The 16,193-nt window shown below is 70.9% G+C and carries 15 protein-coding genes; 6 read left to right on the plus strand and 9 right to left on the minus strand.

Annotation, left to right across the window (positions count from 1 at the left end):
- The first annotated feature begins 71 nt into the window (after window positions 1-71).
- Window positions 72-1,091 carry an ArsR/SmtB family transcription factor gene (locus ACFYV1_RS08300; RefSeq protein ID WP_389394642.1) on the plus strand — a complete coding sequence of 340 codons (1,020 nt, stop codon included), beginning with the start codon at window positions 72-74 and terminating at the stop codon, window positions 1,089-1,091.
- Here the strand turns inward: ACFYV1_RS08300 and ACFYV1_RS08305 are convergent.
- On the minus strand, window positions 1,061-2,224 hold the full coding sequence (locus ACFYV1_RS08305; protein ID WP_389394643.1) for an alkaline phosphatase PhoX: 1,164 nt from the start codon (window positions 2,222-2,224) through the stop codon (window positions 1,061-1,063). The two genes, ACFYV1_RS08300 and ACFYV1_RS08305, sit on opposite strands and share 31 nt — an antisense overlap.
- A 242-nt stretch (window positions 2,225-2,466) precedes the next feature.
- On the opposite strand from ACFYV1_RS08305, the gene ACFYV1_RS08310 reads away from it, so the two are divergent.
- The gene (locus tag ACFYV1_RS08310; RefSeq protein ID WP_389394644.1) at window positions 2,467-2,889 is read left to right on the plus strand and encodes a VOC family protein; all 423 of its coding nucleotides are present in this window, start codon (window positions 2,467-2,469) and stop codon (window positions 2,887-2,889) included.
- 91 nt (window positions 2,890-2,980) lie between these two features.
- On the opposite strand, the gene nirD is transcribed toward ACFYV1_RS08310, so the two are convergent.
- From nirD to ACFYV1_RS08325, 3 genes are read right to left on the minus strand one after another with little or no spacing between them, the layout of a single operon-like run.
- Entirely contained in the window at window positions 2,981-3,340 is a 360-nt protein-coding gene (nirD, locus tag ACFYV1_RS08315; RefSeq protein ID WP_389394645.1) for a nitrite reductase small subunit NirD, read from the minus strand.
- A complete protein-coding gene (gene nirB / locus ACFYV1_RS08320) occupies window positions 3,337-5,928 on the minus strand; it encodes a nitrite reductase large subunit NirB (protein WP_389395256.1) in 2,592 nt (863 codons plus the stop codon). Before nirB ends, nirD begins: the two co-directional genes overlap by 4 nt.
- Before the next feature lie 10 nt (window positions 5,929-5,938).
- Window positions 5,939-7,162: an NAD(P)/FAD-dependent oxidoreductase gene (locus ACFYV1_RS08325; protein ID WP_389394646.1), complete on the minus strand. Its 1,224-nt coding sequence runs from the start codon at window positions 7,160-7,162 to the stop codon at window positions 5,939-5,941.
- Window positions 7,163-7,592: 430 nt separating this feature from the next.
- Between ACFYV1_RS08325 and ACFYV1_RS08330 the strand changes: the two genes are divergently transcribed.
- Window positions 7,593-8,381, plus strand: coding sequence for a sulfite exporter TauE/SafE family protein (locus tag ACFYV1_RS08330; protein ID WP_389394647.1), 789 nt, complete (start codon window positions 7,593-7,595; stop codon window positions 8,379-8,381).
- 6 nt (window positions 8,382-8,387) lie between these two features.
- Here the strand turns inward: ACFYV1_RS08330 and ACFYV1_RS08335 are convergent, their stop codons facing one another.
- From ACFYV1_RS08335 to ACFYV1_RS08355, 5 genes are all read right to left on the minus strand, one after another.
- Window positions 8,388-8,882, minus strand: a complete 495-nt coding sequence (locus ACFYV1_RS08335; protein ID WP_389394648.1) for a hypothetical protein — start codon at window positions 8,880-8,882, stop codon at window positions 8,388-8,390.
- A gap of 2 nt (window positions 8,883-8,884) precedes the next feature.
- Window positions 8,885-9,418, minus strand: coding sequence for a MarR family winged helix-turn-helix transcriptional regulator (locus tag ACFYV1_RS08340; protein WP_389394649.1), 534 nt, complete (start codon window positions 9,416-9,418; stop codon window positions 8,885-8,887).
- A gap of 43 nt (window positions 9,419-9,461) precedes the next feature.
- Window positions 9,462-10,112 carry a class F sortase gene (locus ACFYV1_RS08345; RefSeq protein WP_389394650.1) on the minus strand — a complete coding sequence of 217 codons (651 nt, stop codon included), beginning with the start codon at window positions 10,110-10,112 and terminating at the stop codon, window positions 9,462-9,464.
- A gap of 113 nt (window positions 10,113-10,225) precedes the next feature.
- Complete coding sequence (locus tag ACFYV1_RS08350) at window positions 10,226-10,729, minus strand: hypothetical protein (protein ID WP_389394651.1); 504 nt, start codon at window positions 10,727-10,729, stop codon at window positions 10,226-10,228.
- Between the two features lie 276 nt (window positions 10,730-11,005).
- A complete protein-coding gene (locus ACFYV1_RS08355) occupies window positions 11,006-11,614 on the minus strand; it encodes a Uma2 family endonuclease (protein WP_389394652.1) in 609 nt (202 codons plus the stop codon).
- A gap of 168 nt (window positions 11,615-11,782) precedes the next feature.
- Here ACFYV1_RS08355 and ACFYV1_RS08360 point away from each other — a divergent pair, with 168 nt between their 5' ends.
- From ACFYV1_RS08360 to ACFYV1_RS08370, 3 genes are read left to right on the plus strand one after another with little or no spacing between them, the layout of a single operon-like run.
- Window positions 11,783-12,385 (plus strand): NADPH-dependent FMN reductase, encoded by a 603-nt coding sequence (locus tag ACFYV1_RS08360; protein ID WP_389394653.1) that lies wholly within the window; start codon window positions 11,783-11,785, stop codon window positions 12,383-12,385.
- Between the two features lie 12 nt (window positions 12,386-12,397).
- Window positions 12,398-14,131, plus strand: coding sequence for an ABC transporter ATP-binding protein (locus tag ACFYV1_RS08365; protein WP_389394654.1), 1,734 nt, complete (start codon window positions 12,398-12,400; stop codon window positions 14,129-14,131).
- Window positions 14,128-15,993: an ABC transporter ATP-binding protein gene (locus ACFYV1_RS08370; RefSeq protein WP_389394655.1), complete on the plus strand. Its 1,866-nt coding sequence runs from the start codon at window positions 14,128-14,130 to the stop codon at window positions 15,991-15,993. The genes ACFYV1_RS08365 and ACFYV1_RS08370 overlap by 4 nt, the downstream gene beginning before the upstream one ends.
- The last annotated feature ends 200 nt before the right edge of the window (window positions 15,994-16,193 follow it).

The following is a 16,193-nucleotide window of genomic DNA, read 5'->3' on the forward strand; positions in this document are numbered from 1 at the left end:
GTGGTAACAACCTGTGATTGCATGCATACTCAGTGGTGGGGGGCGATTGCGGTGGAAACAGTGGGGGTTCGGTGCTTCGTATTCATTTCAACGCGGACGACCTGGCGCGGGTGAGGATGGCTGCCAGGCCCGACGCGTTGTGGGAATCGATTCTCAGTTTCCATCGATTGCGTGACCGAAGAGGCGCTCTGGTCTTCGGGGAATGGCGGGCCGAAGCGCGAACGCGGTTGAAAGGTGAGACGCGGATGCTCTCCGCGCTTGTGCCCCAGCGCGGCTATTTCCCGGACTTTCTCACGCCGCCGGAGGGCTCCGAGGGCCTCGGCACCGGCCTCGAGGCGCTGCGGGCCACCCCGCCGGCCCGCCTGCACACCGAGGTGATTCTCGCGGCCGCCCACCGCTCACCGCTGCGGGCCCTGCCCGGCCGGCTGACCTCACTCGCGGAGGGACGGGCCGAGACGGTGTCCCGCCTCGTGGAGGCGCTGCGCGCCTACTACCGGGCGGCCGTCGAGCCCTACTGGACCCACATCCAGAGCCGGGTGGAGGCGGACCGCGCCGTACGCGGCCGGGCCCTCCTCGACGGCGGTGCGGGCGAACTGCTCGCCTCCCTGCCGCCCGTGCTGCGCTGGCGTGCGCCGGTCCTGGAGGCCGACTATCCCGTGGACCGCGAACTGCACCTGGACGGGCGCGGGTTGCTGCTCCAGCCGTCGTTCTTCTGTCGCGGGACGCCGGTCGTCTACCGCGACGCCTCCCTGCCGCCGGTGCTCGTCTACCCGGTCTCGCACTCCTGCGAGCAGGCGGCGGGCGAGGGCGTCGGCGCCTCGCTCGGCCGCCTCGTGGGCCATACGCGCTCCGCGGTGCTCCAGGCCATCAGGGGCGGCTGCACGACCAGTGAACTGGCCCGCAGGGCAGGGGTGTCACTGGCGTCCGCGAGCCAGCACGCAGCGGTGCTGCGCGAGGCCGGCCTGGTCGTGACCCTGCGCCACGGCAACGCCGTGCTGCACTCGCTCACCCCGCTGGGCGCCGCCCTGCTGAGGGGCGGCGCCGCACCGGAGCCCGTCGTCTACGCGCGGAACGGACCGCTCACCTCGTAGGTGATGCCGCCCGACGAACTGCCGCTGGTGCCCCGCTGGCTGGAGAAGTACAGCCGGCTGCCGTCGGGGGAGAAGGCGGGGCCGCAGATCTCCGACGACGACTGGCCGTTGACGCGCAGGAACGGCGCGACGACGTCGTCCGGCGTGATCAGGCAGATCTCCATGTTGCCGCCGTCCTCCGCGACGAACAGGTCACCCGAGGTGGCGCCGGTGACGTTGTCGACGCCGGTCAGCGGCGCGCTCCCGCCGACCACTAGCGAGTCGTCGTAGGCCAGTTCGTACGTGCTGTTCAGCAGGTTCAGCTGCCACAGGCGATTGTCGCCCTTGGTCGTGAACCACACGGTGTCGTTGGCGTAGTGGCAGCCCTCGCCGCCGTTGAACAGCTTGGCGCCGGACACCTGGTCGCGGGTGGCGGTCGGGGAGCCGTCGGGGTCCGGCACGGTCGCCCAGGTGAAGGAACCGGAGGTGGCCGTACCGGCCTTCAGCACCTGGAGGGTGCCGGAGGACAGGTCGCCCCAGGTGGTGGGGACGAACCGGTACAGGCAGCCGTCGGACGCGTCCTCGGTCAGATAGATCGCCTTGCGCACGGGGTCCGCCGCGGCGGCCTCGTGGTTGAAGCGCCCCATGGCGGACCGGCGTACGGCGGCGTTCACGCCCCACGGGTCCGTCTCGTAGACGTAGCCGGTGCTGACCTCCTCGCAGGAGAGCCAGGTGTTCCACGGTGTGGCGCCGCCCGCGCAGTTGCGGTTGGTGTTGGACAGGATGCGGTACGCGCCGGTGATCGTGCCGGTCGAGGAGAACTTCACGGCGCTCGCACCGCCGGTGGAGGAGATCTCCGAATTGGAGACGTAGATCCAACCTCCCCCGTCGTCGGCGAAGCAGGCACCGCCGTCCGGGGCGTTGTGCCAGGTGTACGACGTGGAGCCGACCTTCTGGCCGGACCGGGCGATCACCCGGCTGGTGAACCCGGCCGGGAGCTGGATGCCGTTCGCGTCGGCCGCACCGAGCCCTCCATAGGGGCCCGAACCGGGCTGGGCGGGGGCAGCCGAGGCGGCGCCCTGCCACAGAGTGAATCCGAAGGCCGCGGCCGACGTGCCGACGACCGCTCCACGCAGGAAGCTGCGACGTTCCACTTGTCACTCCAGGGGTGGGATGACCGCCCCGTGGCGCCGGCCGGCGCCACGGGGTCGCGCGATCTTGCAACCTAGAAGCAATGAGTGACCGTCGCCACAACGGAGGGTGACCCGGACAGGTCGGGACGTGTGAAGAATTCCCCGCCGGGACCGATGAGTGCGGCGCGCGGCGTCCGTCTACCTCTTCGAACGCACCGCACACGGCCCGCGCCACGACGGCGCCCCGAAGGAGAGAGACCACCATGACTCAGATGATCTTCGTCAACCTGCCGGTCAAGGACCTTGAGGCCGCCAAGGCCTTCTGGAGCAAGCTGGGCTACTCCTTCAACCCGCAGTTCACCGACGAGAACGCGGCCTGTCTGGTCTTCAGCGACCACATCTTCGCGATGCTGCTGACCGAGGCGCGCTTCAAGGACTTCACCAAGAAGGACATCGCCGACACCTCGACCAGCATCGAGGCCATCCTGGCTCTGAGCGCCGACAGCCGGGAGAAGGTCGACGAACTGGTGGACGCCGCGCTGGCCGCCGGCGGCACGCCGGCCAACGACACGCTGGACTACGGGTTCATGTACAACCGTTCCTTCCACGACCTCGACAACCACATGTGGGAGATCGCGTGGCTGGACATGGACGCCATGAAGCAGGCGATGGCCCAGGGCGAGTGACCCGGCGGGGAAGGTGTGCCGCTCACGCGTCGCGAAGGGTCAGGGCAGTGACAGGCGACGCGTGAGCGGAACTCTCCGTGGACTCGGCGGTTCAGCGCAGCCGTACCTCGTACGCCGTCACCGACACCGAGTCGTCGTCCAGGCAGCGCCCGGTCTCCAGGTCGAAGCGCTGCTTGAGCAGCGGCGACGCGACGAACGGCCGGCCGCCCGCCGAGCCGGTCAGACCGCGCGAGAGGACCTGCGCGCCGCTGAACGGATCACGGTTGTCGATGGCGTAGGGCCGGCCCTCACGGTCGAGGAAGACCGCGGCCTGACGGCCGTCTGGCAGCAGGGCCGCCGCACCGCGGCCCGGCGTCAGCCGGGACAGCGGGCACAGCGCTGCCCAGTCGTCGCCCAGCCGGAGCTGGATCTGGACATCCGTCGTGGCGGGGGCGAGGGTCGTCGCGGTCATCGGGCGGCACCTTCCAGGGTCTGGTCGAACGAACCAATGGACAGCAGCGGCAGGTCGGGCTTGACCTGGTCGCGCTCGGGCACGAACTTCACGGTCGGGTCCGGGACGTCGGGCGCGTTGACGAACGACACGAACCGCATCAGCCGCTCCGGGTCGTCGAGTGTCTCGGCCCACTCGTCGCGGTAGCCGGCCACATGGTCGGCCATCAGCGACTCCAGCTCGGCGCAGATACCGAGCGAGTCGTTCACGACCACGTCCCGCACGTGCTCCAGACCGCCCTCGACGCGCTCCAGCCAGGTCGAGGTCCGCTCCAGCCGGTCGGCGGTGCGGATGTAGAACATCAGGAACCGGTCGATCAGGCGGATCAGCTCGGCGTCGGACAGATCCTGGGCGAGCAGGTCCGCGTGACGCGGGGTCGCGCCGCCGTTGCCGCCGACGTAGAGGTTCCAGCCGTTCGCCGTCGCGATCACGCCGAAGTCCTTCGACTGGGCCTCGGCGCACTCCCGCTGGCAGCCGGAGACCGCCGACTTCAGCTTGTGCGGCGAACGCAGTCCGCGGTAGCGCAGCTCCAGGTCGATCGCCATCCGGACCGAGTCCTGCACGCCGTAGCGGCACCAGGTCTGCCCCACACAGGACTTCACCGTGCGCAGCGCCTTGCCGTACGCGTGCCCCGACTCGAACCCCGCGTCCACCAGACGCGCCCAGATCTGCGGCAACTGGTCGACGCGTGCGCCGAACATGTCGATCCGCTGGCCGCCGGTGATCTTCGTGTAGAGGCCGAAGTCACGGGCGACCTCACCGATGACGATCAGCTTCTCCGGCGTGATCTCACCACCGGGAATGCGCGGGACGATCGAGTACGAGCCGTTCTTCTGCATGTTGGCGAGGAAGTGGTCGTTGGTGTCCTGCAGCGCCGCCTGCTCGCCCTCCAGCACATAGCCGGACGCGCCGATCGTGGGCGCGAGCGAGGCGATGACGGAACCGACGGTCGGCTTGCAGATCTCGCAGCCGTCCCCGCCGCGGGCCGCCTCACGGCCGTGCGCGTCGAGCAGCGCCTGGTACGAGGTGATGCGCAGGGCGCGCACGATCTCGTACAGCTCCTGACGGGTCTGGCCGAAGCAGCCGCACAGGCCCTTGTCGACCTCGACGCCCGACGCCTCCAGCTCGGCGTTGACCAGCCGGTCCAGCACCTTCACGCAACTGCCGCAGCCCGTACCGGCCTTGGTGCACTTCTTGACCTCGGGCACCGTCGTGCAGGAGTGCTCCGTGACGGCACCGCGGACGGTGCCCTTGGTGACGTTGTGGCAGGAGCAGATGACTGCCTCGTCCGGCAGCGCGGACGGGCCGAGCGCGACCGGCGCACCGGTGCCCGCGGGCAGCACCAGCTGCTCGGGCGCCATCGGGGGAACGGACCCGGTGAACGCGCGCAGCGTGCCGTACGCCTCGGCGTCACCCACCAGGATGCCGCCGAGCAGCTCGCCCCCGGGGCCGACGACCAGCTTCTTGTAGACACCGGCACGGGAGTCGGAGTAGACGACGTCGAGGCAGCCCTCCGCCGCGCCGTGCGCGTCACCGAACGAGGCCACGTCCACGCCGAGCAGCTTCAGCTTGGTCGACGTGTCGGCGCCGGTGAACGAGGAGACGTCGCCGTCCAGGGCCGCCGCCGCCGTCTGAGCCATCTCGTAGCCGGGCGCGACGAGTCCGTACACGCGGCCGTCCGACGCCAGCGCGCACTCGCCGATCGCGAAGACCGCCGGGTCGGAGGTGCGGCACTGCTCGTCCACGACGATGCCGCCGCGCTCGCCGACCGCGAGTCCCGCGTCCCGGGCCAGCTGGTCCCGGGGCCGTACGCCCGCGGAGAAGACCACGATGTCGGTGGCGAGCACCGAACCGTCGGAGAGGGCCATGCCGTTGACGGCGCCGTCCTCACCGGCGGTGACCGCCTGGGTTCCGACACCGGTGTGGACGGCGAGGCCCATGCTCTCGATGGTGCGCAGCAGTGCGGCGCCGCCGCCCTCGTCGACCTGCACCGGCATCAGCCGCGGTGCGAACTCCACGATGTGCGTCTCGAGCCCGAGGCCCTTGAGCGCGCCGGCGGCCTCCAGACCCAGGAGCCCGCCGCCGACCACCGCGCCGGTGCGGGCAGTCTTGGCGTACTCCTCGATCGCCAGCAGGTCCTCGATCGTGCGGTAGACGAAACACCCCTGAGCGTCCTTGCCCGGCACCGGCGGCACGAACGGGTACGAGCCGGTGGCCAGCACCAGAGTGTCGTACGCGATGCTCAGCCCGGCCCGTGACGTGACCGTGCGGGTGGCGGTGTCGATCGCCTCCGCCGGGTCGTCCAGGTGCAGCTCGATGCCGTGCCGCTCCATGAAGCCGTCCTCGACCATCGAAAGGTCGTCGGGCGTGTTGCCGGAGAAGTACGAGGTCAGCCGGACCCGGTCGTAGGCGGGCCGGGGTTCCTCGCACAGCACGACGATCCGAGCCCGCTCGGTGACGCCCCGCTCGGCGAGGGCCTCCAGGAAACGCTGGCCGACCATTCCGTGGCCGACGACCACGATCGTGTCAGTGGTCGCGGAAGTGGACATCGCAGCCATGTCAGAGGCCTCCATCATTGGTGAGCAGGTGGAGCAGGGGGAGGGAGTCCGGCAGGGCCTCGTCGCCCTCCCAGGCCCGGGCGAGCGCGCCGACCGACGCGAGATCCCCGAGCAGTACCCCGCCGACGAGCCGGTCCCCGCGGACGACGACCTTGCGGTACGCGCCCCGGGTGGCGTCGGCGAGCTGGACGACGTCGTCCCCCGGGCGGGGGGTCGGATCGCCGAACGCGGCCAGGTCGAGCGGGCTCGATGCCGAGGAGAGCGTGAGCCGGGTCAGGGAACGGGTGCCGGTGTAGCGGGCGCCGTCGCCTCCGCCTCCACCTCCACCTCCGCCCTTCAGCACGGACGCGAGGACGTCCGCCTGCTCCAGCGCCGGGCCCGCCAGGCCGTGGACGACACCGTCGTGTTCGGCACAGTCGCCGACGGCGTGGATGTACGGGTCGGAGGTGCGCAGCTCGTCGTCGACGACGACGCCCTTGCGCACCTCGAGACCGGCGTCCACCGCCAGTCCCACACGGGGACGCACCCCGCACGCCAGCACCACGACCTCGGCGTCCAGCGCGAAGCCGTCAGCGAGGACCACCGCGCCCACCGCGCCTTCCGGGGTGGTCCGCAGTCCCCGTACGCGGCACTCGGTGTGCACCTCCACTCCGAGGAGTTCGAGGTGTGCGCGGAGCAGCGCGGAGGCGGACACGTCCAGCTGGCGCTCCATGAGGTGCTCGCCCTGCTGGGCCAGCACCACCTTCGCGCCGCGGGTGGCCAGCGCCCGCGCGGCCGAGACCCCGAGCAGCCCGCCGCCGACGACCACGGCCCGCGTGCCGGGGCGGACGGCCTCCGAGAGCGCGGCGCAGTCGTCGAGGGTGCGGAAGGGGTGGACGCCGTCCGGGAGCCCGCGCCGGATACCGCGGAGCGGCGGCAGCACGGGGTTGGAACCGGTCGCGAGCACGAGCCGGTCGTATCCGACCGTGGTGCCGTCCGCGCAGTGCACGAGCCGCCGATCGCGGTCGACGGCGGTCGCCCGCACGCCGCGCCGCAGCACGGGCACGTCGGGCAGCGCGATCACCTCGGGGCCGTACCGGCCCGCGAGCACCTCCGCGAGCAGGACCCGGTTGTAGGGCGCGTGTGTCTCCTCGCCGAGGACCGTGACGCGCGCACCCGCGCCGAGCTGCCGCGCGAGCCGCGCGCCCGCCGTCCCGCCGCCGATCACCACGATCTCCGAAGTCATGCGAGCAGCGTGCGTCGCGGGTGTTACCCGGCAGGTTCCCTTCTGTTTCCCACGGGGAACCTTGCGCTCAGCACGGTCCGCGCGCCTCTGTGAGGCCCCGCGTGGCGCCTCGATCTCCCCTTACGGCGTGGTGGCCGTGGCGCCCCCCACATCCAGCCTCGCCGGCGTTCGAGGCGCGGGGGCACGGGGGCGGAGCCCCGGAAATAGCGCGCGGAGCGCGGTGCCGGGCCCGGGGCGGCGCCCGGTTCGGGGCTCCCCCTCCGCCCGGCGGCGTGGGAGGTCCTCCCGGTCCCTGGCCGCCAGGCCAGCAGGTGCGGCCGCGGGGCCTCCACGCCGCGGTACTACGCCCCCGCTCCCCCAACCTCAGACGACCCTCAAGACTTCGGCGATCGTTGGACGGCACACGTACCTCCTCCATAGGCTCGCGACCGTGCCCGACATATCCCTGACCACCATCGTCTTCCTCTGTATCGCCGCCGCGGCGGCCGGCTGGATCGACGCCGTCGTCGGCGGTGGCGGACTGCTGCTGCTGCCGGCGCTGCTGCTCGGGCTGCCGAACACACCGGCCGCCTACATCCTCGGCACCAACAAGGCAGTGGCCATCGTCGGTACGTCGGGTGCGGCGGTCACCTACGTGCGCAAGGCCCCGGTACAGGTGAAGACCGCCGTACGGATCGGGCTCGCCGCGCTCGCCGGCTCGATGGGCGGCGCCTTCTTCGCGGCGGGCATCAGCAGCGATGTGCTCCGTCCGGTGATCATGGTCGTGCTGCTCGGCGTCGCCGCCTTCGTGATGCTGCGCCCGTCGTTCGGCAAGGCGACGGCCGACGCCGACAGGCCCCGTGCCACGCGGACACGTACCGTCCTCGCGATCGTGCTCGTCGGCGGCGGCATCGGCTTCTATGACGGACTCTTCGGCCCGGGCACCGGCACGTTCCTGGTGCTGGCGCTGACGGCCGTGCTCCATCTCGATCTGGTGACCGCGTCCGCCACCGCCAAGATCGTGAACGTGTGCACCAATGCCGGAGCGCTCGCGATGTTCGCCTACCAGGGCACGGTGCTGTGGCAGCTGGCCGCGCTGATGGCGGTCTTCAACCTGGCAGGCGGCATGTTCGGGGCCCGTATGGCGCTGCGCAAGGGGAGCGAGTTCGTCCGCGGTGTGCTGCTCGTCGTCGTCTTCTCCCTGGTCGCGAAGCTGGGCTTCGACCAGTGGACGGCCTGACGGCGGTCAGTACCTGTCGGCGGTCTCCGCGTACGCGGCGTTCGCCCGTGCGATGACCTCGGTCAGCACCCGGCCCGCGACGGCCAGGTCCTCGGCCGGGATCCCGCCGTAGACCCGCGGGCCGAACTCCGCGGCGAACTCGGCCAGCCTGCTCTGCTCGGCGCGGCCGGCACCGGTCAGGGCGACCCGCTCCTCCTCCTCTTCCCCCTCCTGGTCCGGCAGCGGCTCCGCTGCCTCCTGCCGCTCGAGGAGCCCGGCAGTCACCAGCTCTGACACGGTGTCCCGTGCGGTGGCTTCGTCGATCTTCAGTGTGGAGGTCAGCAGCTCCACGATCCGGCCGGCCCGGACGGTGCCGCCCTCACCCGCGGTGGCGTTCAGTACCAGCGACTGGTGGAAGGTGGTGCTGGTGCGGTGCAGTTCACGGTCGAGCAGGGCGCGGGCCGCGTGGTGGGCCCGGCCGAGTATCTGGCTGTTGAGCAGGACCGGGGCGTCGGACGTCATCGTTACTCCTCGGACGGGGTGGGTGTGTTCGCAGGGTCGTCGAGCGGTGCGGCCGGGGCTGCGTGCGGGGGTGCGTCCGGCGGTGTGTCCAGAGGGGTGTCGAGCAGCAGCCGCAGCTCGCGTGCCAGTTCCTCTGTGCGGGGCGCGTCGAGCCCGCCGAGCGGTGACAGCAGCCGGTCGAGCAGCGTGTGGACCTCCGCGATGGCGCGGCGGGCCGTCTCCTGTCCCTCGGGTGTGAGCGAGAGGCGCACGGCCCTGGTGTCGATCGGGTCGGGGGTCCTGCTCACGAGCCCCGACGATTCGAGTGCTCGGGCGAGCTTGGAGACGTAGAGCGGCTCCAGCCCGGTGTGGTCGGCGAGCTGCCGTTGGCTGGGGCTGTGCCCGGACCGCCATACGCCGTGCAGCGAGGCGATCAGGGTGTACTGCGCGTGAGTCAGTCCCAGGGGCGCGAGGGCGCGATCGACCGCGACGCGCCATTTCGTCGACAGACGCCAGACCAGGTAGCCGGGCGTGGGGCCCTTGGGTGCTGTGCTCATGGAACAGATACTGTACATGGATATTATGTCCATGGACAGTAATTCAGGAGGCGGAGCCGCCGCGGACCCCGATGAGGTGCCCGTAGGCCACGACGTTTCCCTGGTATCCGGTCTTCTCCGAGAAGTCGCCGCCGCAGGTGATCACCCGCAGTTCGGCCCGTTCGCCGGCCCCGTAGACCTTCTTGTCGGGGAAGGCGGCGGCTTCGTAGACCTCCACCGCGTCGATCGTGAACACGGCGGTCCTGCCGTCCGCGCGGAGCACCTCGATCCGGTTGCCCTTCCGCAGGGTGCCGAGACTGTAGAAGACCGACGGCCCCCGGGCGTTGTCGACATGACCGGCCACGATCGCGGCGCCCTCGGCGCCCGGCGTCGTGCCGTCCTCGTACCAGCCCGCCAGATTGCGGTCGGCGGCCGGCGGAACCTCCAGGCTGCCGTCGGCGGCGAGACCGAGCCCCATGACAGGGGCGTCCACGTCGATCTCGGGGATGCGCAGCCGTACGGGTGGCGACGGCGGCAGCGGATCTGCGGCGGCGTCGGTGTGCTGGTTCGGGCCGGCCGCGAAGGCCTGGGCGGCGGAGGGGACCGGCGGTGTGACGTCCCGGGCGCCGTTCTGGACCAGCCACAGCCCTACGCAGACGGCGACGGCCACGCCCCACCCCCTGGTTCTGCGACTGACACTGTGCAGGGCGGTCATCGACACTCCAGGACGACGTCTTCGCGGGGGACAAGTCGCCCCGCTCCCGTCGGCTCGAGGCCTGACGGGAGCGGGGGATCCGGCGGTACGGAGGACGGTGGGGTACCGGTCCGTCAGCCTCGCTGCGCGCCGCTCGCCCGGCGGCGCAGGAGGAGTGTCCCGCCCACGGCGGCCGCGGTCAGTACTGCCGCGCCCGCCGCGATCTGGGTGGTGTCGGGGCCCACGCTGCCGCCGACGCCGGTTCTGACATGCCCGCTCGGCTCCCTGTGGCGCACCTCGAGGTCGCCGCCGGCCTTCTTGCCGTTCTTGCAGCGCACCTCGATGCCGTACGTTCCGGGCCTGGTGTCCTCGGGGACCGTGAACCGGCCCACCGCGACCTCCTTGTGCGTACCGGGCCACAGCTTGAACTCACCGGCGCCGAGCGACCGGGCGTCACCGACGCCGTGGCCGTCCTTGCCGCATGCCGTGGTGTTCACGGTGATCTCCGTGCCGGGGGTGGCGGGCGACGGGTACACCTCCAGCTCTCCGAAGTCGCCGGCGTACGCCCCATGGGCGCCGAGGCCTATCGTGGCGAGCGCCATCGCGGTGCCGGTCAGCAGGCGGGCGGTGGTGCGCATGGGTTCCTCCGGGAGCGCGTGGTGCGGTGTCTCGTCTCCTTCGAGGTAAGGGCGCTGCCACTCCCCATGCCTGCTGATGGCCAATCAGATTCCCCCGGTCGGCGCGGCGTGTCGAGCTGGACAGCTCGTGTTCTCGCAGGTCAAGCCGGAGGGTGCCGCGTCAGGTGCGGCCGTCGGGCAAGCCGTGACCGAACGGGTGACATACCAGGGGGCCGAGACCCCGGCGAAGCCGCGAGAGGGCTCTGTCCGCGCGGCGGACGCGGTGGACGCTTCCGCTCAGGGGCGAGGTGACTCCTGCTCGGCGGGCGGCGGGGTGAAGCCGGCGGTGTCGAGATCGAAGTCGAACGGGGCGGGGACGTGCAGCGGCTTGCCGAACGGGACGGTGGTGCGGGACTGGTACCCCTTGGGGGAGGGATCCCAGAAGGCGGTGATCTCCTCGCCCTGCATGTCGAGCACCAGGTGCACCGGTACCTGTCGCCCGTAGACCTCGAGCTTGTCCTGCCGGTCGGCGTCCTCGGTGCTCACGGAGGTCGGCTCGGCGACAAGGGAGAGGGCTTCGCCGTCGGCGTGCCTGCCGTCGGTGTCGAAGGCGCCCGCGTCGGCCACGTAGAGGTCGGGCCCGAAACCTCGCTCCTGGTCGGGCATGCGGAACAGGAACGGCGCGATATCTGCGATGTGGCCCTTCGGGGCGTGTGGCTCCAGTTGCATGCGCAGCGATCGCATCGGGAGCAGGTGGCGCAGCTTCGACCACGGTGACACGACGATCTTCCCCCGGATGAGCTCGGCCTTGTAGCCGTCAGGTGTGTCCAGCTCCTCCACGATCCGGAGCTGACTGTCGAAGTCTCCGGAAGGGGGAGCGTCCGCCGACGCCGGTCGTTCGATCATGATCGTCACCGTAGTCCTCCGCCCGCCCCGGACCGTGCTGGTTCTTCCATGATGAGGGCGTGTCCCGGGGCGCGGTGCGGTTGTCGAGGTGGTTCGCCCGTTCGTGTGCAGCGTAGTCCCTTGCCGCCGCTTGACCTCAACCAAACTTGAGGTACCAGGCTCCTCCACATGGACATCAACACGCCTGACAACACGTCCCCTCTCAAGCTCGCCGTCGTCATCGGCAGCAACCGCGACGGCCGGTTCGGACCCGTCGTCGCCGACTGGTTCCGCTCCCGCACCGCGCTGCGCGAGGACTTCCAGGTCGAGTTCGTCGACGTGGCCGACGCCGATCTGCCCACTTCGCTCTCCTACAACCCCTCGCCCGAGGTTCGTGCCGAGCTCGGCAAGGTCACACCGAAATTGGCCGACGCCGACGCCTTCGTGGTCATCACTCCCGAGTACAACCACTCCTTCCCGGCACCCCTCAAGAGCCTCATCGACTGGCACTTCGGTGAATGGCAGGCCAAGCCCGTCGGCTTCGTCTCCTACGGAGGGATCTCCGGCGGCCTCCGCGCGGTCGAACAACTGCGGCAGGTCTTCGCCGAGTTGCATGCCGTCACCGTCCGCGACACGGTGTCCTTCCACAACGCCGGCGCCCACTTCGACGACGAGGGCAACCACCGCGACCCGGCCGCTCCCGACGCCGCCGCCAAGACGATGCTCGACCAGCTCGCCTGGTGGGCGGAGGCACTCCGGTCCGCCAAGTCCGTCCGCCCGTACGCCGGCTGAGGGCCGCCGACCGTGCTGTTGAAACTCGTGGCCGCCCGTCTGGGGCCCTACCGCCGGACGATCGTGCTCGTCGTCCTCCTCCAACTCGTGCAGTCCGTCGCCACCCTCTGTCTGCCCACCCTGAACGCCGAGATCATCAACAACGGCGTGCTGCGCGGCGACACCCGCCATGTCCTGGCAACCGGCGCCCTGATGACGGCCGTCACGGTCCTCCAGGTGGCCGCCGCCGGGGCCGCCGTGTACTGCGCCGCCAGGATCGCCATGGGAATCGGCCGCGATCTGCGCTCCGCCGTCTTCCGCCACGTCCAGGACCTGTCCGTACGCGACGTCGGACGCTTCGGCGCCGCGTCCCTGATCACCCGTACCACCAACGACGTCCAGCAGGTGCAGACCTTCGCCCTGCTGGTGCTGACCATGCTGGTCGCGGCACCCCTGATGTGCCTGGGCGGCATCACGCTGGCCTTTGCGCAGGACGTACCGCTGGCAATGCTTCTGCTGCTGTTCGTCCCGGTCCTCGCCCTGTCCGTCGGAGTGATCGTCCGCCGTCTGCCGCCGGTCTTCCGGTCCATGCAGGGGCGGATCGACCGGGTCAACCGGGTGATGCGCGAGCAGATCACCGGTATCCGTGTCATCCGCGCCTTCGTACGCGACAGCCACGAGCAGCGGAGGTTCGCGGGGGCCAACGACGACCTCCTCGCGGCCGGTTTGCGGGCCGGGCGCCTGCAGACCCTGATGTTCCCGACCGTCCTCGTCGTCTGGGAGGTCGCCACCGTCGCCGTCATCTGGATCGGGGGGCACCGGCTCGACTCGGGGTCCCTGCAGGCCGGCTCGATCGTCGCCTTCCTCGGCTACCTCACCCAGATCCTGATGGCCGTGATGATGGGCCTGTTCCTGATGATGCACCTGCCGCGCGCCGAGGTCAGCGCCGAGCGCATCCAGGAGATCCTCGGCACCGAACCGAGCGTCGGTCCGCCGACCGCCCCGGTGAGCCGGCTCCGCAAGCGGGGCGAACTGCGGCTGCGCGGGGTCGACTTCAGCTATCCGGGCGCGGAGGAACCCGTCCTCAAGGGCGTGGACCTGATCGCACGGCCGGGCCGGGTCACCGCCGTCATCGGCTCCACCGGCAGTGGCAAGACGACCCTCCTCGGCCTTGCGGCGAGGCTGTTCGACACGACCGGCGGCGAAGTCCTCGTCGGGGACACGGACGTGAGGGACCTGGACCCGGCGCTGCTCGCCCGGACGGTCGGGCTGGTCTCACAGAAGCCGTACCTCTTCTCCGGGACCGTCGCCTCCAACCTGCGGTACGGAAAGCCGGACGCGACCGAGGAGGAACTCTGGCACGCCCTCGAGGTCGCCCAGGCCGCGGACTTCGTGCGGCGGCTCGACGCCGGCCTGGACGCACCGGTCTCCCAGGGGGGCGCCAACCTCTCCGGAGGGCAGCGCCAGCGCCTCGCCATCGCCCGAGTGCTGGTGGCCGGCCCCGAGGTGTACCTGTTCGACGACTCGTTCTCCGCGCTCGACTACGCCACCGACGCCGCCCTGCGCGGCGCACTGGCCGCCGAGACCGCCGACGCGACCGTCGTCGTCGTCGCCCAGCGCGTCTCCACCATCCGCGGCGCCGACCGGATCGTCGTCCTCGACGAGGGCCGCGTCGCGGGCAGCGGGACCCACGACGAACTCATGCGGGACAGCACCACCTACCGGGAGATCGTGCTCTCCCAGCTCACCGAGGAGGAAGCCGCATGAGCTCCACCACCACACCACCGCGGCGCGGCCCCGTCGCGCAGCAGCGCGGTCCGGGTGGCATCGGCACCCCGTCCCTGGAACGCTCCCTGCACTTCCGCGCCTCCGGCATGCGGCTGCTGCGCATGACCGCACCCGAACGTCCCCTGCTGCTGGGCGTCCTGGCCGCGGGCGCGGCCGCCGTCGTCCTCGCCGTACTCGCCCCGAAGCTCCTCGGACACGCCACCGACCTCGTCGTCGACGGCGCGGCCGGCCCGGGCGGTGTCGACTTCCACGCCGTCGGCGAGGTGCTGGCGCTCGTCCTCGGGCTGGTGGTCCTGTCCTCCGTGCTGACGCTGGTCCAGATGCGGCTGGCCATGACCGTCGTACAGCGGGTCGGCCACCGGCTGAGGGAGCGCGCGGAGTCAAAACTGTCGCGGCTGCCACTGGCGTACTTCGACAAGCAGGCCCGTGGCGAGGTGCTCAGCCGTGCCACCAACGACATCGACAACATCACGCAGACCCTGCAGCAGGCCTTCAGCCAGATGGTGCGGGCCCTGCTCACCATCGTCGGCGTCCTGGTGATGATGTTCTGGATCTCACCGCTGATGGCGCTCGTCGCACTGGCCACCGTGCCGCTGTCGGTGTACGTGGCGGCGCTCATCGGCAAGCGGGCCCAGCCGCAGTTCGTCCGGCAGTGGTCCGTGACGGGCAGACTCAACGCCCATGTTGAGGAGATGATCACCGGTCACACCGAGGTCCGCACCTTCGGCCGCCGCGAACAGGCCGTACGGACCTTCGACGAACTGGACGAGCAGCTGTACCGGTCGAGCCTGCGGGCCCAGGTGATGTCCGGTTTCATCCAGCCGGCCCTCGGCTTCGTCGGCAACCTCAACTACGTGCTGATCGCGGTCGTCGGCGGGCTGCGGGTCGCCTCGGGATCACTGTCGATCGGCGACATCCAGGCCTTCGTGCAGTACTCGTACGAGTTCAACGGCCCGATCAACCAGGTCGCCGCCATGGCCAACCTGCTCCAGTCCGGTGTGGCCTCCGCCGAGCGGGTCTTCGACCTGCTGGACGCGCAGGAGGAGTCGCCGGCGCCCGCCGGGCCACCGCGGCGGACGAAGGACGGCCGGCCCGCAGGGCATGTGACGTTCGAGAAGGCGGCCTTCCGTTACGACCCCGCCCAGCCGCTGATCGAGGACCTGTCCCTCGACGTCGCACCGGGCCGGACCGTCGCCATCGTCGGCCCGACCGGCGCCGGCAAGACCACCCTGGTCAACCTGCTGATGCGTTTCTACGACGTCACGGGGGGACGCATCCTGCTCGACGGCGACGACATCCGGGCCATGTCCCGCGAGGAACTGCGCTCAGGAATCGGGATGGTGCTCCAGGACACCTGGCTGTTCGGCGGCACGATCGCCGAGAACATCGCCTACGGCGTCCCCGGCGACGTGTCCAGGGAGCAGGTCGTCGCGGCGGCGATGGCCACCCACGCCGACCGCTTCATCCGCACGCTGCCCGACGGCTACGACACCGTCGTCGACGAGGAGGGCGGCGGACTGAGCGTCGGGGAGAAACAACTCCTCACCATCGCACGGGCGTTCCTCACCGAACCGTCGATCCTCGTGCTGGACGAGGCCACCAGCTCCGTCGACACCCGCACCGAGGTGCTCATCCAGCGCGCGATGTCCTCGCTGCGCGAAGGGCGCACCAGCTTCGTCATCGCACACCGGCTCTCCACCATCCGGGACGCCGACGTGATCCTCGTGATGGACGCCGGGCGGATCGTGGAGCAGGGAACACACGACGAGCTGCTGGCAGAGGGCGGGGCGTACGCCCGGCTCCACGCGGCCCAGTTCGCCGCTGCCGGTGCCGAGGCATAGGGCGCGGGTGCGGCGACGCGTACGGCTTGCTCACTGCTGTGCGTACGGTGGCGGGGTGGGACCGGAGCCGGACCCGCCCCGGCCCCCCGGTCCCGTGCAAGGCCCGCCCCGGACCGGGCGGGCCTTGGACGGGACCCGGATCCGTCCAGTGCGCCGCAGACGAGCCGATGACAGAGAAGGAGCCCCGCCGTGGAACAGAT

Origin of the sequence: Streptomyces sp. NPDC003023, from assembly GCF_042888225.1 — a bacterium.
In the GTDB taxonomy this organism is placed as follows: domain Bacteria; phylum Actinomycetota; class Actinomycetes; order Streptomycetales; family Streptomycetaceae; genus Streptomyces.

Excerpts from the sequence above, each read along its gene's own strand:
- ACFYV1_RS08325 (WP_389394646.1), bottom strand. The coding sequence starts at position 7,162 with ATGACTTCGGAGATCGTGGTGATCGGCGGCGGGACGGCGGGCGCGCGG.
- ACFYV1_RS08345 (WP_389394650.1), bottom strand. The coding sequence starts at position 10,112 with ATGACCGCCCTGCACAGTGTCAGTCGCAGAACCAGGGGGTGGGGCGTG.
- ACFYV1_RS08355 (WP_389394652.1), bottom strand. The coding sequence starts at position 11,614 with ATGATCGAACGACCGGCGTCGGCGGACGCTCCCCCTTCCGGAGACTTC.
- ACFYV1_RS08310 (WP_389394644.1), top strand. The coding sequence starts at position 2,467 with ATGACTCAGATGATCTTCGTCAACCTGCCGGTCAAGGACCTTGAGGCC.
- ACFYV1_RS08360 (WP_389394653.1), top strand. The coding sequence starts at position 11,783 with ATGGACATCAACACGCCTGACAACACGTCCCCTCTCAAGCTCGCCGTC.
- ACFYV1_RS08340 (WP_389394649.1), bottom strand. The coding sequence starts at position 9,418 with ATGAGCACAGCACCCAAGGGCCCCACGCCCGGCTACCTGGTCTGGCGT.
- ACFYV1_RS08350 (WP_389394651.1), bottom strand. The coding sequence starts at position 10,729 with ATGCGCACCACCGCCCGCCTGCTGACCGGCACCGCGATGGCGCTCGCC.
- nirD (WP_389394645.1), bottom strand. The coding sequence starts at position 3,340 with ATGACCGCGACGACCCTCGCCCCCGCCACGACGGATGTCCAGATCCAG.
- nirB (WP_389395256.1), bottom strand. The coding sequence starts at position 5,928 with ATGTCCACTTCCGCGACCACTGACACGATCGTGGTCGTCGGCCACGGA.
- ACFYV1_RS08335 (WP_389394648.1), bottom strand. The coding sequence starts at position 8,882 with ATGACGTCCGACGCCCCGGTCCTGCTCAACAGCCAGATACTCGGCCGG.
- ACFYV1_RS08370 (WP_389394655.1), top strand. The coding sequence starts at position 14,128 with ATGAGCTCCACCACCACACCACCGCGGCGCGGCCCCGTCGCGCAGCAG.